The organism is Affinundibacterium fentianense, assembly GCF_018139545.1.
GTDB lineage: Bacteria > Pseudomonadota > Gammaproteobacteria > Burkholderiales > Burkholderiaceae_D > Undibacterium > Undibacterium fentianense.
In genome coordinates this window covers 215,676-231,014 of record NZ_JAGSPJ010000005.1, presented here as the reverse complement: position 1 = coordinate 231,014, position 15,339 = coordinate 215,676, and the positions used below count along the sequence as shown (strand labels likewise).

At 46.7% G+C, this 15,339-nt stretch carries 16 protein-coding genes; 7 read left to right on the top strand and 9 right to left on the bottom strand.

What is annotated here, in order from left to right; genetic code table 11:
• From KDM90_RS12925 to KDM90_RS12910, 4 genes are all read right to left on the bottom strand, one after another.
• The coding region (locus KDM90_RS12925; RefSeq protein ID WP_438947436.1) for a hypothetical protein at positions 1–1,454 on the bottom strand (1,454 nt) is incomplete at its 3' end.
• A gap of 223 nt (positions 1,455–1,677) precedes the next feature.
• Complete coding sequence (locus KDM90_RS12920; protein WP_212676031.1) at positions 1,678–2,643, bottom strand: acyl-CoA desaturase; 966 nt, start codon at positions 2,641–2,643, stop codon at positions 1,678–1,680.
• A gap of 166 nt (positions 2,644–2,809) precedes the next feature.
• Positions 2,810–3,187, bottom strand: coding sequence for a type II toxin-antitoxin system VapC family toxin (locus KDM90_RS12915; RefSeq protein WP_212676030.1), 378 nt, complete (start codon positions 3,185–3,187; stop codon positions 2,810–2,812).
• Positions 3,187–3,423, bottom strand: a complete 237-nt coding sequence (locus tag KDM90_RS12910) for a type II toxin-antitoxin system Phd/YefM family antitoxin (protein ID WP_212676029.1) — start codon at positions 3,421–3,423, stop codon at positions 3,187–3,189. The genes KDM90_RS12915 and KDM90_RS12910 overlap by 1 nt, the downstream gene beginning before the upstream one ends.
• A 273-nt stretch (positions 3,424–3,696) precedes the next feature.
• On the opposite strand from KDM90_RS12910, the gene KDM90_RS12905 reads away from it, so the two are divergent.
• Positions 3,697–4,233: a DUF2058 domain-containing protein gene (locus tag KDM90_RS12905; RefSeq protein WP_212676028.1), complete on the top strand. Its 537-nt coding sequence runs from the start codon at positions 3,697–3,699 to the stop codon at positions 4,231–4,233.
• 222 nt (positions 4,234–4,455) lie between these two features.
• Here the strand turns inward: KDM90_RS12905 and KDM90_RS12900 are convergent, their stop codons facing one another.
• Positions 4,456–5,535: a potassium channel family protein gene (locus tag KDM90_RS12900; protein WP_212676027.1), complete on the bottom strand. Its 1,080-nt coding sequence runs from the start codon at positions 5,533–5,535 to the stop codon at positions 4,456–4,458.
• A 307-nt stretch (positions 5,536–5,842) separates the two neighbouring features.
• On the opposite strand from KDM90_RS12900, the gene KDM90_RS12895 reads away from it, so the two are divergent.
• A complete protein-coding gene (locus KDM90_RS12895) occupies positions 5,843–7,399 on the top strand; it encodes a tetratricopeptide repeat protein (protein WP_212676026.1) in 1,557 nt (518 codons plus the stop codon).
• A 100-nt stretch (positions 7,400–7,499) separates the two neighbouring features.
• On the opposite strand, the gene KDM90_RS12890 is transcribed toward KDM90_RS12895, so the two are convergent.
• Positions 7,500–7,979, bottom strand: a complete 480-nt coding sequence (locus KDM90_RS12890) for a VOC family protein (RefSeq protein ID WP_212676025.1) — start codon at positions 7,977–7,979, stop codon at positions 7,500–7,502.
• Positions 7,980–8,270: 291 nt separating this feature from the next.
• On the opposite strand from KDM90_RS12890, the gene KDM90_RS12885 reads away from it, so the two are divergent.
• The 5 genes from KDM90_RS12885 (at position 8,271) to KDM90_RS12865 (ending at position 12,061) form a co-directional block, all read left to right on the top strand.
• Positions 8,271–8,633, top strand: coding sequence for an ArsR/SmtB family transcription factor (locus KDM90_RS12885; RefSeq protein WP_230409784.1), 363 nt, complete (start codon positions 8,271–8,273; stop codon positions 8,631–8,633).
• The gene (locus KDM90_RS12880; RefSeq protein WP_212676024.1) at positions 8,614–9,567 is read left to right on the top strand and encodes an SRPBCC family protein; all 954 of its coding nucleotides are present in this window, start codon (positions 8,614–8,616) and stop codon (positions 9,565–9,567) included. The genes KDM90_RS12885 and KDM90_RS12880 overlap by 20 nt, the downstream gene beginning before the upstream one ends.
• A 385-nt stretch (positions 9,568–9,952) precedes the next feature.
• On the top strand, positions 9,953–10,399 hold the full coding sequence (locus KDM90_RS12875) for a DUF2147 domain-containing protein (protein WP_212676023.1): 447 nt from the start codon (positions 9,953–9,955) through the stop codon (positions 10,397–10,399).
• Between the two features lie 450 nt (positions 10,400–10,849).
• Positions 10,850–11,728: a MurR/RpiR family transcriptional regulator gene (locus KDM90_RS12870; RefSeq protein ID WP_212676022.1), complete on the top strand. Its 879-nt coding sequence runs from the start codon at positions 10,850–10,852 to the stop codon at positions 11,726–11,728.
• An 87-nt stretch (positions 11,729–11,815) separates the two neighbouring features.
• On the top strand, positions 11,816–12,061 hold the full coding sequence (locus KDM90_RS12865; RefSeq protein ID WP_212676021.1) for a YdcH family protein: 246 nt from the start codon (positions 11,816–11,818) through the stop codon (positions 12,059–12,061).
• A 265-nt stretch (positions 12,062–12,326) separates the two neighbouring features.
• On the opposite strand, the gene KDM90_RS12860 is transcribed toward KDM90_RS12865, so the two are convergent.
• The 3 genes from KDM90_RS12860 to KDM90_RS12850 form a co-directional block, all read right to left on the bottom strand.
• Entirely contained in the window at positions 12,327–13,124 is a 798-nt protein-coding gene (locus KDM90_RS12860; protein ID WP_212676020.1) for a DUF3025 domain-containing protein, read from the bottom strand.
• Positions 13,125–13,130: 6 nt separating this feature from the next.
• Positions 13,131–14,180: a dihydroorotase gene (pyrC, locus tag KDM90_RS12855; RefSeq protein WP_212676019.1), complete on the bottom strand. Its 1,050-nt coding sequence runs from the start codon at positions 14,178–14,180 to the stop codon at positions 13,131–13,133.
• 90 nt (positions 14,181–14,270) lie between these two features.
• On the bottom strand, positions 14,271–15,149 hold the full coding sequence (locus KDM90_RS12850) for an amino acid ABC transporter substrate-binding protein (protein ID WP_212676018.1): 879 nt from the start codon (positions 15,147–15,149) through the stop codon (positions 14,271–14,273).
• Positions 15,150–15,339 lie beyond the last annotated feature (190 nt).

Genomic DNA, 15,339 nt, shown 5'->3' with positions numbered 1-15,339 from the left:
TTAATGCGCAACGCTTCTGCGTATTTCTCTCCAGCGAGTTGCCAAACCGCTTCTGCTGCCTGTGCATCTTGCTGCACTAATGCCCTCGCTTGATCACCTAAAGCACTTCCCCAATTGTTTAGTGCTTCATGCATGTCGGGTTTAATGCGCAACGCTTCTGCGTATTTCTCTCCAGCGAGTTGCCAAACCGCTTCTGCTGCCTGTGCATCTTGCTGCACTAATGCCCTCGCTTGATCACCTAAAGCACTTCCCCAATTGTTTAGTGCTTCATACATGTCGGGTTTAATGCGCAACGCTTCTGCGTATTTCTCTCCAGCGAGTTGCCAAACCGCTTCTGCTGCCTGTGCATCTTGCTGCGCCAATTCACTCGCTTGCTCACTTAAAGCACTTCCAATACCAATATACGCCCAAGCAGCCAAGTCTTTATCCTCTTCGTTAGGTTCATTCACACTCGCAAATAGACTAAGAACTTCCTCATTTTTTCCAGCCAACAACAACTGCATGAAATTTTCGGAGCGCGCCAAATCTAACTGATTTTTGTGTGCGTCAGTTAACTGCTTATCCAGACGTTCTTTCAATGCCATACCAGGCGCACCACCTGTATTAAAATCGATGTGCTCAATTAAATGATTTACGTGCTGAAACGGTTCAGACAGCAATTTTGGTGGAAAACACTGGAGTTTTTGCGCTAATTCAGTCATGAATTGATCGGCGTCTTGCTTCCCAATATAGAACACTTGCTTCTCCCTAGTTCGAAGCAGTTTTACTTTCAAGTCCTCTGAGGGCGACTCGTCGAATCCGATCCAATATAAACCCGCTTCAAAGTCATCAACTTCGGCTAACACTTCGAGTAAGGGATCGCAAGCTCCACTGTAGCCAATCACGACCCATATACGATCGACGCCAGTATTCCTAACAATCTCAGAAAGCTGCGCCTTGTGCTTTGCCAACTCTTCAGTAGCGTTTAAGGTGACAAATCCTGTGTGTTGCCCGTTTAGATAAAAAACCGATTTTGGAGAAATTCGATTCGCCCTAAACTGATCGCTTGTCGCCAAATCATAAATAGCCGGAAAAAAACCATTTAGTGCTGTCGCTTTAACAATTAGTGGGTCAAAATTTGTCGTCAAAACTCTATCGATAAGCTCTGATTTAAAAAGTTGGGCCAAAGCTAAATGTGCCCAATTTACTTTCGCTTTCTCAATGTGCTTGTTTAAAAGTATGCGTCGTTGTTGTGATGTGAGTTGAGACATCACATCGTTATAATCATTTCTTTTTTCCGCTTGTGAATACGCCTCAGGAAATTTTTTCTCGATTTCCGAAATTATTTCACGAGCCAGCGGTATGCCGGCGCTTTTTGAGCACCCAGCCCCAACGAGGAAAACACATTTCCCCTCGCCGTTGCGTATCGCTTCCACGAGATTTTTTATATTTTTCTTGGCCCAATGTTCACTCATCAAATTAATCCTTAAGCAATATGCGATCACAAACGATCATCGTCAATCATTTACGCGAGAGAAGAAGACAATTCAAGCGATAACACAATCTCGAAACAATTCAAAACATTGGAAATTTAAACCAACAAGTCGCCTTTCTTCCCGCAGCAACAAGCCTTAGAGGTTCTGAATATTAGGGTTAAATCTATCACACAAATGACTATATTAGATGGTGGCAATTTGCCTACCCAACCCGTCGAATAAAATTCGCGATCTCACATTCTTCGGGCACGCGCTTGACACGGTGTTCCAGGTTGCGCGCTTCGATCACCAATTCTTCTCGCGCTGGTAAATGTTCGGGCAGGCGAATGTTTTTGACGATGCCCAGATTGTGCAAGGCGTTGAGCACCCACCAGCCTGGATCAGGTTCATCCTTATACAAACCCAGCATGGCAGAACCGGGGAAGGCGTGATGGTTGTTGTGCCACGCTTCGCCCATCGACAAAATCCCCGCTAAGCGGATATTGTGGCCTTGCACGGCGGCGCCATCGACTTTCCATGTGCGCTCTCCACGATTGTGCGCAAAATAGCCTATAAACCAATGACCACCGACCGAAATCACCACACGTACACAAACACCCCATAGCACCCAACTGACACCACCCAATAGATAAAGTGGAATAGCCGGTAGCATCGCTTGCAGCAACCAAGTTGCTTCTAAAAAACGATAGAAGCGACTCCCAAGTACTCGTGACTCGATGCTGAAAGTCGGCGCGTGCTTGAGCTGCAAATCGCAATTGAGCTGCCACCAAGCGTCTTTCGCGATGCTCGATCCATGCAGCAGGAAATCATGGCATCGCTGTTGACGCTGAGCCCAGTCACGCAAATCGTGTTGCTTGAGCATACCAATCGGTCCTGCCATTCCCACAAGGGCGCCCAGATAGACAAATACATACTCCATCCACAGTGGGCATGTATAAGAACGATGAATTAAAAGCCTGTGCATCCCTAAAGAATGACCGAAACATAGTGTTATCGCGGTCAGGCCGAGAAACACTGCGAAGCCCGATGCTGAAAAATAAAACGGTGCGACGAACAGGCTCAACAACAGATTCGAGAGAAACCAAATGGACTTGACGGGCTTCCACACAACTTCGCCATCCCAAGCGCTGTCAGGGTGATCGGAAAAAACTCGTTCTGTATTTTTCATATTCACGCTCGCTGTAAATGCTGAACAATGATGTCGATGCTTCCAGGTGATACGCGCAACTAAAAACTGACACCAAATATCGCAAGAATCGGGGTCCAGCTATAACAATCCAACATCTAAACAAATACGCTGCAATGCTTTGTGTGTAAAGTTCAGACTTGAAGCATCAAACAATTTCCACTAATTCCGAATACGGCTTCAACAACCCATCCGCCGTCAAAAATCGAAGCGGTTCAGACATTGCCTGTGCAATCAACATACGATCAAAGGGATCTTTGTGAATGTCAGGCAAACGCGCGACCGTCGCAGCATGGGCTGCTGTGATGGGTAACTCTTGAAAACCGCTCTTGCTGATTTCTGCCACGAGCTGATCAATGTCCACACTGAGCTTACCAATCGACATCTTGATGGTGGCTTCCCAAATGCTTGCGCTGCTGACGTAGACTTCGGTTGCATCTTGAATTTGCTTGCGTGCTTTTTCAGAGAGTTTGGGGCTGTCTTGTAGCCACCAAAGATAGATATGCGTATCGATGAGAAATTTCATTAATCACCCTCGAATGCCGATTGAAGTTCACTTGGCAGCGGCGCGTCGAAGTCGTCCGCAATTTGCAATTTGCCCTTCAAGGCACCCGGTTGGCGAACTGTTTTTGTTGTGGCAATTGGCACCAGCCTCGCCGCGGGTGTCCCAGCGCGCGCGATCACAATTTCATCGCCTTGAGAAACCGCTTCGACTAACTTAGAAAACTGTGTCTTAGCATCGTGGATATTAATGATTTGCATGGTTTTTATCCTCAAATTTCCGACATTAGTCCATGTTAGTCCATGCAAATTGTTTAAGCAAGTGAAAACATATGTAAATTCGAACAAACCCACATCATGTGCCTATCGCCCACGCTAGCAAAATTCAAATTAAACCTAGCTAAGCATACGATTGTTATCGCTTGCGCCACCCTCGCGAAACGCCACAGAACCCAAAACTTTGCTATCCTAGCGCCCTTCAGCGGATCGGCAGTCTTGCTAAGTTCGCTAGCACGCACTTCATGGAAATCTATTATGGCCTCATTGCAAGATCAACTCCTCAAAGCCGGCTTAATCAATAAAGGTAAGGCCAAGCAACTGCATCACGACAAAGTCAATCAGAAAAAAGTGGAACGTCGTACCGGCGCTGAGACGGTCGATGACGCGCGGGTCGCTGCGCTGGAAGCGCAACAAAAGAATGCTGAACGTGCACGTGAATTGAATGCACAACGTGATGCAGCCGCAGCACAAAAAGCGGTGTTTGCGCAAATCGTGCAGATGGTGCAAGCCAATCGCCAAAGCAAAGGGAATGGCGACATCACGTATTACTACACCCATGGTACTAAGATCGACAAAATCTATGTATCGGCTGAGGTGCAAGGGCACCTGACCGCAGGACGACTCGTGATTGTGTGTATCGATGGAAAGGTCGAGTTAGTGCCACGCGTTGTCGCCGATAAAATCGCTGAACGCGATGAGTCTATCGTGATACGTGTCAAGAAAACATCCGACGAAGTTGATGCGGATGATCCGTATGCTGACTACAAAATTCCAGATGATTTTACTTGGTAGATCGCTGAAACTTGATGTGGAAAAATCCTAGCGCGGATGTGACTGAAACTGATGAAGTGTTCGTGCTACTGCTCAGTTGTTTCGAATTTACTTTACGAATTTTTGAAAGGCGGGTGTAACCCGCGCCGCCTCAATGTTGGTCTTGGTAGATCGAATTTTGAAGCGCGCGGTTTGCACCCGCCCTACATTTTTCTGGCAATCACGATCAAGTAGTTGGCATTCTTAAATCATATCCAACAAATGCCGTTCAATCTCAGCACGTCCTTCAGCGCTAGTCATCGCTACAATCACATCACCTGCACGCAGTAGATATTGATCATCAGGGTTAAAGGTCCAATCGTTCCTTGCACGGACTGCGATCAAAATATAGTCTGGGCTACGCAGCCTTAGTTTGCCCATCGCAGTGGCAGGAAAATCTGATGGTGTCACGACCTCTTCAACTCGCAAATTTTTCTCAGACTTCAACATCTCATCCAAGAAACTGACCACATGCGGACGAACCATTGCCGAGGCCATGCGCATGCCACCGGTGAAGTCTGGGCTAATCACTTCATCGGCACCAGCCTTACGCATTTTTTCTACATTCCGTAGTTCATGCGCGCGCGCCACAATACGTAAACGTGGATTTAATTGCTTGGCCGTGATGATGATCATCAAGTTACGTGAATCATCACCCGTGACGGCAAACAAGCCACGTGCATCGCCGATATCCGCATCAATGAGAAGATCGTCGTCAGAAGCATCACCAGCTAGATACAGCAGGTCAGGAAACTTATCTAAATATTCGTCGAAGTTATTTTGCTCAGGGTCAATTGCCACAAACTGGCGTCCGGTCTTTTGCAACTCATGGGCCACATTACGTCCGACTCGCCCAAAGCCGCAAACAATAAAATGCTGCCGCAATTTTCTAATACGTTTTTCCATTCGCCGTCTCCGCAGAGAATAATCTAAATCTTTTTCAAGAAAAAATACCGTCAAGCTAGTAAATAAAAATGTCAGCACACCTAAGCCGGCAATACTCATCACACCCGCAAAGACTTTGGCACCAAACGAGGTAAGTGGCACGCCTTCTCCATAACCCACCGTCGAGATCGTGATCAAAGTCATATAGATCGCGTTTTCCCAACTGCTTCGGTCACTGAAAAGATAGAAACCTATCGTCCCAAACAAAATCAAGGTCAGAAGAATCAGGGTTGCCCATCCAATACGCGCGAGTATGCGCATGAGCTGCGCATTGTCACTCTCTGCCACTGGCAGATGACTCGACATCGATGAAGGATTATTTTCTTCTGGAATTTGCATAGCGTGCGCGGATTTTTTTGTAACTCATATTGTAGCCGTGCGCCATTTCTCGTAGACACTATTTATGCACACAAATACATTTTGTCGTTTTTTCGTGAATCGAATTGCGTCTCGCGCGCTGCGCCTTTGATATGCATCAAAGCTTGTCGCACAAGCGATGTCGACCATCGCGTTTCGGCTTTGACACTTTATTCAATTCGACCCACCACATCGTTTGAGAGAATCTTAAGTTGGATCACAATAATACCAATCCTGTTTGGGGATCTACTATACTTGCAGAGGAAAAACGATCGCCACACTCAGAATCATGCATGCTCTACTCAAGCAAGCTGTCGAACTTCATCAACAAGGACAATTCGACAGCGCCAAACAACTCTATCAAGCAATTTTGCTGGATGAACCATTGCACTTTGACGCACTCCATCTTTTGGGAGTGATCGCTGCACAAACACAACAATTCGCCGAGGCGATTGGATTCATTCAACAGGCCTTACACATTCGTCCGGATAATGCAATTGCTCTGAATAATCTTGGCTGTGCACAAAAATCGCTCCAACATTATTCGGATGCGCTAGTGAGCTTCGACTTAGCGATTCAATACGCGCCCAATTATCACGATCCGCACAAAAATCGAGGCGAAGTACTGCATCGCCTGCAACGTCTTGACGAAGCGAAAACCAGCTATGAATTTGCGCTCACGCTTGATCCCAACAATGCAGATACGCACTCCAATCTTGGTAGCGTATTGCAAGGCATGATGCGCACGCAAGACGCACTGAAGTGCTATCGACAAGCGATCGCACTCAATCCGCATCATTTAGAAGCGCATTCCAATAACGGCACGTCTTATCTCGCCCTCAACGACACGGAACAGGCGCTAAACTACTTCGATCACGCAATTCGCCTCGCACCTAATTTTCCTGAGGTCTATTTTTACAAGTCGTTAGCATTGCTGCTCTCGGGCGATTTAGCGCAAGGATTGAGTCTGTATGAAACACGTTGGCATATAGGTGATCTCAAAGGCAAACTCAACGCCTTCCCGGCACCACTCTGGCGTGGTGAGCCCCTTCAAGGAAAGACCATCTACCTTTATAACGAGCAAGGTCACGGGGACTTAATTCAATTCGCGAGATTTATTGAATCTTTACGTAATTTCGGAGCGAAGGTCTTGCTACAAATTCCAGCAAGCCTGTTCGAGGTATTTCGTAGTTTAAACGGGGTGGATCAATTGCTTGTCGAGGGTGAGGTCGTGCCTCGTTTTGACTTTCATTGCCCCGTGATGAGTTTGGCGCATGTATTAAAAACAGAGCTCGCCACGATCCCGCGTTTTGATCGATATTTGAAGAGCGATGTGAATCGACGCGAAGCGTGGCAAAGCATCTTGGGTAATAAGACAAAACCCAGAGTGGGACTCGTCTGGAGTGGGCGCGCTGCCCACCAAAACGACCACAATCGCAGTCTTCGTTTTGCGATGCTCGAGACTTTGCTGTCTCCACAATATGAATTCATCTGCCTGCAAAAGGAGGTGCGCGAATTGGATCAAATCGATCTAGACCGTCACGGACAGGTGCGCCAAGTCGCAATACGTGATTACGCAGACACCGCTGCGTTGATCGATCTGATGGATCTTGTTATCAGTGTTGATACCAGCGTTGCCCATTTGAGCGGCGCCTTAGGCAAAGAAACTTTCTTACTATTACCCTATTCACCCGATTGGCGTTGGTTGCTCAGTCGAGACGACAGTCCTTGGTATCCTTCCTTGCGCTTGGTACGGCAAAGTGCTAGTAGAGACTGGACGGGCGTGATCGATAGACTAAAGCCAATGCTCGATAAATGGAATTTAAAATGGAATTTAAATCAGTAGGGTCGATGACGCCGCTCAACAGCCAACGTGGCAATCAAACCGCATCGCTCGACAGCTATCGTCATTGGCTGATGGTCGTATCGCGCTGAAAAACTTTACATCACTCAGAATACTCGCTTCGCACGGCTGCTTCGATTTCTGCGATATTGATTTTCTTTTGCTTCATCATCGCAGCCATCGCTTTACGCGATACTTCTTTGTCGGCACTCATCGTCAACTCGCCCAATCGTTTTGGAAAAATCTGCCATGAAACCCCAAAGCGATCCTTCAGCCAACCGCAAACGCTCTCCTCACCGCCTTGGCAGGTCAAAGCCTGCCAAAGTCGATCGGATTCTGCTTGGTCTTCTGTGGCAACCGAAATAGAAACTGCTTCACTCAAGGTGAACATAGGGCCCGCATCGAGAATTTGATACGGTACGCCGCCAAGTGAAAAGTCAATCACCGAGAAGACACCATAGCCATTATCCCCGACGAAGACATTTTCAATTTTGCTGTTGGGAATCAAGGAACAATAGAAGGATGCGGCTTCTTGGCCGCGACCATCTCGGAACCAAAGACAAGTGCGAATAGTATGACTCATAGCTTGACTCCTCAAAAATTCCATCGAAAAAGTGATTTTGATCAGTTTAACTTCGCCGTTATATCAAGAGACATCATAGCCGAATGTCACGTTCCTTCCCACAAAAAAATCCATCGCTACCACCCGATCTACGCACCGTCTGACCGAACATGTCGAGTGAGAAGGAATGCGAAAACCAATCCACGAACAATGCCCTAGTCCCTCGTATCAGCACGATATACATTTCACTTGACGTCAAAAACAATTCAATCTAGTATTTAACCAAAGAGTTAATTAACCAATTGGTACATTATGCAAGATCGACTGAGCTTAACCTTTTCGGCACTCGCTGATCCTACGCGTCGAGCAATTTTGGCTCAACTTGCTCAAGGTGACGCGAACGTCTCTGATTTGGCTCGACCATTTTTAAATGAAATGAGCCTGCCGGCAGTGACGAAACATCTCAAGGTTCTTGAGACTGCGGGTTTAATTACAAAGACGCGCGAGGCACAGTGTCGCCCTTGTAAGCTGAATGGCGAGAATCTCAAATTGGCAGCCGATTGGGTCGATCAATATCGCATTTTTTGGGAACAGAGTTTTGATCGTCTTGATCTCTATCTACAATCTATCACTGCTGAAAAGAAAGGTAAAAAGCATGTCCGCAAAAGCAAATGAAATCCATTTAGTGCGCGTGTACGACGCTCCGGTCGAGCTGGTTTGGGATGCGTGGACCGATCCTTTGCAAGCAGCGCAATGGTGGGGACCACGTGGATTTACTCTCACCACACATAGTAAAGACCTACGCGTCGGTGGAACATGGCGTTACACCATGCATGGTCCTGATGGCACCGACTATCCGAATATCGCCACATATCATGAGATCGAGCTCTATCAGAGACTCGTGTATGACCATGGTGCAACGGAAATTAGCCCGCCCTTATTTCGCGTCACTGTGTTGTTTTCAAAACTTGGTAAGAAAACGCAAATGGAAATGACGATGGCACTAGCGAGCGCCGAAGCCGCTGCCGAAACACGCCGATTCATCAAACAGGCTGGTGGCGATGCGACATGGGATCGCTTCGCAGAATACCTTTGTGCGCAAGTCGAACACAAAGAGCGTTTTTTCATCAACCGTAGTTTTGCCGCTCCGATCGATGTCTTGTACGACATGTGGACTCAACCCGACCATCTTGCGAAGTGGTCGCCACCGACTGGATTCACTATGAAGTTCATTCACACCGATATTCGGGTTGGCGGCAGTTCGTTTTACATGATGTCGAATGGCGATGCTGAGAATGCAGTCCGGATGTACGGCCGCGCTGCGTATCTGGAACTGAATAAGCCAAATCGTCTGGTCTATACCCAACAATTCTGTGATGAACACGAGAATATTACACGTCATCCGATGGCGCCGACTTGGCCTGAAACGATGCTAACGACGATACAGTTTACGGCGGAGACAGAAAATCAGACCCGCGTCACCCTAATGTGGGAACCGTATGGCACCGTCACGGCGGAAGAAATGGCAACATTTATCAGTGCGCGCGGTGGCATGACCATGGGCTGGACAGGCTCGTTTGATCAGTTGGAAGCACAGTTAAAAAAGTAATCGAAGATATTCCTCAAACGTTCCAAAATCAAACGCGGTAAAGGTTTTTGGTGCTTGCCATATCAAAGTTACCCACTATTTCCCTTTCTAACTTGCGCGACTATCCCCTCTTCCGATTATGGGAGGGGGAAAGTCCCCCCCTCCTCTATCTAGTTTTCTACCTGACTAGAGTATCTCCAAACACGCGTCAAAAAATCTCAAGAGAAAGAAAGTCTCTAGGAAAACTTTAGACGCGAATTGTTGTAAATAGGTCTTTTAAAGTTCTTACTCTAGTAATTTGGTTTGGCGAATAAAAAACCGCACGTACAATCGATTGGCTTGAATTTTTCAGCACATGCCTACCAACTTAATACTGACCCTATTCTTAGAAAAAATTGGAGACACTATGAAACAGACACTGAAATACAGCATCGCAGCATTCGCACTTTTAATCGCACAATTTGCTGCTGCGCAATCCTCACCTGCCGGTCTTTGGAAAACAATTGATGACAAAACAGGCAAAGTGAAATCACTGGTTCGCATACAAGAATCAGGCGGTGAATTTCAAGGAAAAATTGAAAAACTATTCCGCGATGCCGATCAAGATCAAAATCCCAAATGTGATAAATGCGAAGGCAGTAATAAAGACCAGCCCTTAATTGGTTTGACTATCTTATTCAATATTAAGAAAGATGGTGACGAATATAGCGGCGGCAAGATCCTCGATCCTGCTAACGGCAAACTCTACAGCAGCAAGCTCAAACTCATTGAGAACAATAAAAAGCTCGAAGTGCGTGGCTATATCGGTATGCCCATGTTCGGTAGAACACAAGTTTGGCAACGCGAAGAATAATCCGATGCACAAGCCAAGATGCATCTCGCGGTTACAGGAATGAGATCGCGTATGGCGGATAAACCTTAAGTTGATTCCGCCATTGTTACTGGATATTGTTATCTCGCAAAAATCGATTATCGCCCTCTTCAAGCACGCTGCAACATCCATCTTCCATCTCAAGCAATGAATACAAACAATTGCAACGCAACGTGCAGATCGAAGCCGACGATTAGCAGCCGACATAAAGCTCTGTCTGCCTACATCCCTACGACATTTCCGACATCAAACCGGCCTCAGTTCGTACTTAGGTCATAGAAAAGATTGATAGCAAGTTGCTCATGTGGTATTTTGCTGCTTATAAAATAATCAAAGATTGCCGAGCGTTCTGCGATCTAAAGAATTATAGTTTGTCTTGTGCCTGCAACGTCATTCACCGCAGGTAGTTCACAGAAATAATTAAAAATTATAATGAGCCCAAAAAAGAGCAAGACCCAGGGAGGGTCGATCAATGAGCGCATAGGTCACATCTATAGCGCACTGTCGAAGTCACATAAAATTACTGCCGATTACGTTGTTGCCAATTCATTCCGCGCAGCGACGATGTCCATCGATGAACTCGCTGACGCCGTTGGTATTTCGAACGCGACCGCGAATCGCTTTGCACGCGCATTAGGGTTTGACGGCTACCCACAATTTCGGGCTGAGTTGGTCTCTAGTTTTGAAACCATGTTGGCGCCGATCGAAGGACTCAAGTCGGACATCAATCTTGCATCCAGTGCGCAGGAAGTCATACACAGATCGATTTCCGACGATATTGCCAACTTGGAGATTGCGCGCCGCGAGTTTCGTCCTGCTTTATATGAACGCGCGGTCAAAATGATATTGGTAGCGGAACGCATTTATATCATTGGTTATGGTGCTAGTGCGTATCTCGGCGGCATCATGTGTCATGCACTGACGAATTATTGTGATAGTGTACAAACCAATATGGGGACGGGAGGTCCGGCCCAAGTTTCAAGGACCTTGTATAAGTTTACCGAGCGTGATTTGGTGATCGCTATTTCCTTCCCACGCTATTCGTCCGATATTGTCACGCTGATGGGCCAAGCACAAAAACGCCGAATTCCCATGATTGCGCTGACTGATCGCCCAACCTCTCCCGTTGCATCACTTGCGGATGTGAATTTATACGTCCAAACCAAACCGCAATTCAATTCCGAGGGCATCGTGTTGTGCCTTATTGAAGCGATCTGCGCGGCAGTTGCCCATCAGTCTGAAGCTTCCGTCGATATCGCGGCAGAGACAACGGAATTGATGTTACCTTGGTTGCATCATGGTAAAAAATAATTGGGACACTTGATCTAGATCAGTTCAACTTTCAGGATTCACTCTATCATCAGGGCGTAACACATCTACCCATTGAGGAGTTAAATAATGCAAGTTGAACATCATCCATTAGCAGCAGAATTTCCAGAATTCAAAGAACAGATTCACAATCTAAAACTATCAAACGCCCATTTTGCCAAACTGTTTGATGAGTACACAGAAACTGACAAAGCGATCAATCGCGCGGAAAACGAAGTTGAACATTTGGCGGATGCTGCTTTAGAAACATTAAAAAAAGTACGAATCAATTTGAAAGATCAATTGTTTCAAATTTTGCAAACGCACGCTGCATAAGCACACTGAAGCAAACTCAAGACTCCATAAAAACACCACACGCAAAACATTCGCACGACACAGTTTATGTTTAGCAAGGCAAGTTTAAGGCGAACTACGGTTCGCCTTTTTTTGTCGTGTTTTTACGATCACCTTTTTTGTTTTCTCTCAAATTTTAAAGTCGCTGCCCTCGTTACTATTCACGAGTGGACTCAATAAAGTGATGAGAAACTGGAGAGACCAAAGAATCGAACAAATCTTTTTTTGAGCGGTCTGTCGCATCAATTTAAGTACGACGCTTCGGACGAAACACGGTTTGATCCGCATAGAAAGATTCATCTTGTCCGCTCCACCAATCTGGTACGCCGAGCACAGGCAACGGCGTATAGTCCGCGGTCGTCAACGCATGGGATTGTAATTGTTCGCTCACTTGTGCATCCAATTGCTGTGCTTGTCGCGTCAAATTTTGTGAAAAAAACTCGGGCGTCACCCACACCACCCAAGCATGCGCCGTGATGCCTTTGTATGGCTGCACCAATTTTTCCATCAAAGCATGACCAAAGCTCCAGACCTGCGCAGCTACAGCGAAATCGTTACGATGTTCAACGAATGCCTGTTGCCATTGATGCGCACGCAAACAACTTAACAGTCGATGTCCTCGTTCAGAGTTCTCTAACACCAAAAGTGCTGCATTTTCATCAAAAATCGTTGCCGCGTCACGCGCTGGACCGCGTGATTTGCCAATCCCCAGCGTCTCAATTTGCGCGGCTTGTAATGCGTTGAGTTGACGTTTGATTTGCGGAAAACTTAGCCAAACCAGCGCATTAAAAAAATCATGCAGGTTTTCTCGCGTCGGCACTTTACCCGCCGCGCTGATGTGGCTTTCGTAGGCAACACCTTCTGGCAATTCTTCTTGTGGAATAAATTGCAAAGGTAGATCACGATGATTCGATAAACCTGCTGCGCACGCAGCTTGATTCAAGGCAGCACGCCATTCTTCCTGCGCCAGAATTGCTTCAGCAGCAGGAAGAATCGAGGCTAGCCAAGGGCGTGACCAATCGATGACCGAGTAAAACTTTGTCATCGACAATTACGCAGAAACTTTCCAGTTGATAGTCTCACCACCATTCAGTGGCACTAAGCTACCGTCGAGATAACTGAGTTCGTTTGGCAAAGTCCAACTTTCACGTTTTAATGTGATGCTGCCAGCGTTTCGTGGCAATTGATAAAAGTCTGGTCCGAAGAAACTCGCAAAGCCTTCCAACTTATCCAAAGCGCCAACTTGATCAAAGGCCTGTGCATACAGCTCCATCGCATGCAAAGCGGTATAGCAACCTGCGCAACCACAAGCATGTTCTTTCACGCCTTTTGCGTGCGGCGCAGAATCGGTGCCAAGGAAGAATCGAGGGTTACCTGAGGTTGCGGCTTGCACCAAAGCCTGACGATGCGTTTCGCGCTTCAAGACAGGCAAGCAATAATAGTGAGGGCGAATCCCACCCTTGAAAATCTCATTGCGGTTGTACAGCAAATGATGCGCAGTGATCGTTGCGGCAATCGGACCGCTCGCTTCCGCGACATAGGCTGCCGCATCGCTAGTCGTGATGTGCTCAAATACGACTTTCAGTTCTGGCATATCGGCACGCAAAGGCTTCATGACGGTGTCAATAAACACCGCTTCACGATCAAACAAATCGATCTCGGGACTTGTCACTTCACCGTGCACTAAGAACGGCATGCCAACTTCTTGCATGACTTCTAAAGTTTTATAGCATTTACGCAAATCGGTCACACCCGCATCTGAATTGGTCGTCGCACCAGCTGGATATAACTTCACCGCATGAACAAAGCCACTCTCTTTAGCACGTCGGATTTCATCGGGTGGTGTGTTATCCGTCAAATACAATGTCATCAAAGGTTCAAACAACATCCCTTCTGGCAAAGCTGCCACGATCCGTTCACGATATGCACTCGCCAAAGCCGTCGTCGTCACTGGCGGCTTCAAATTTGGCATCACAATTGCGCGAGCAAATTGGGCGGCGGTATGTGGCAATACGGTTTTTAAGGCTTCGCCATCGCGTAAATGTAAATGCCAGTCGTCTGGGCGGGTGATGGTGAATTGTTGGGGGGCGCTAGTTGTCATAAGGGCTCGCAAAATCAAAGAAGAGGCGATGATAATTCAAGGAATATCAAAACATCCGCTATTTTACCGTTTTGGCGAGGGTATGCGAGCTTAGTTAAGCACTTTGTCTGACGGAAAACGCAAACTATCACGCAATAAAAAACTCATAGGCAACGCGAGATTCACGCCCGATCCTGGCAAGGCCTGCGTAAACCACTTATCATAAATTTTTACCAACTCGCCTTCATTGATCATTCTGGCGATCTCTTTATCTACGAGCACTTTCAAGACGGGATCATCTTTTGCAAACATGACAGTTTGCGCTTCAATACCGATACCCTCACCGACGATCTTCCATTGTTGTGTCGAGTCCATGCTCGCCCGCAATCCGGCCAAAACCACCTCTTCGGCAACTAAGGCGTCTACCTGTCCTTCTTGTAGCAATTCAAATCCCGCACGCGAGTGACTGACTTCCATTAACTTGAGCTCGGAGATTTTCAATTGCGTTAGCTGACGTAGCAAACCACTCGCCGTGCTGCCGCGCACGATGGCCACCCGTTTTTGCGTTAAGTCTGACCAATTCTTGATACTGGAATCGGCTTTGATTAAAAATCTGGTTGCTGAAAAAAAATAAGGTATGGAAAACGCTACTTGCTTACGACGTTCGGCGGTATTGGCCGTCGTGCCGCATTCCAAATCCGCGCTTGCGTCTTGTATCGCGGAAAACCGATTTGATGAGTTAACCAGTAAATAGCTGAGCGTTATTTGCGGCTGCTTTAAATCACGTTTAATGCGTTCAACCACTTTGCTGCAAATATCCATGGCGTAGCCTATGGGCTTACTGTCTTCAGATAAATAGGAGATGGGAACACTCGCTTCACGATGCGCAATGACGATAGTCTTGCGTTCTTTGATACGCGCTAAGGTATCTGCGGCGTGAACTTGTATAGCGAACAGCAGAGTGAGGCTAAAGCATAAATACTTAAACACGGTATTCCTTTGAAGCGGAAACATTTGCCATGCTATTTTACACTTTGCGGAATTTGTGTGTTTGGTTGGAAGAAGTTTGGAGTAAGTTGAAAAAACTGAAGACACGCAGTTACTGCATGGTCTGGCGGCGCGGGCTTTTCCCACCTTACAAATCTTTTTTCTATCGAATTTCAAACACTATTGAGCCAAG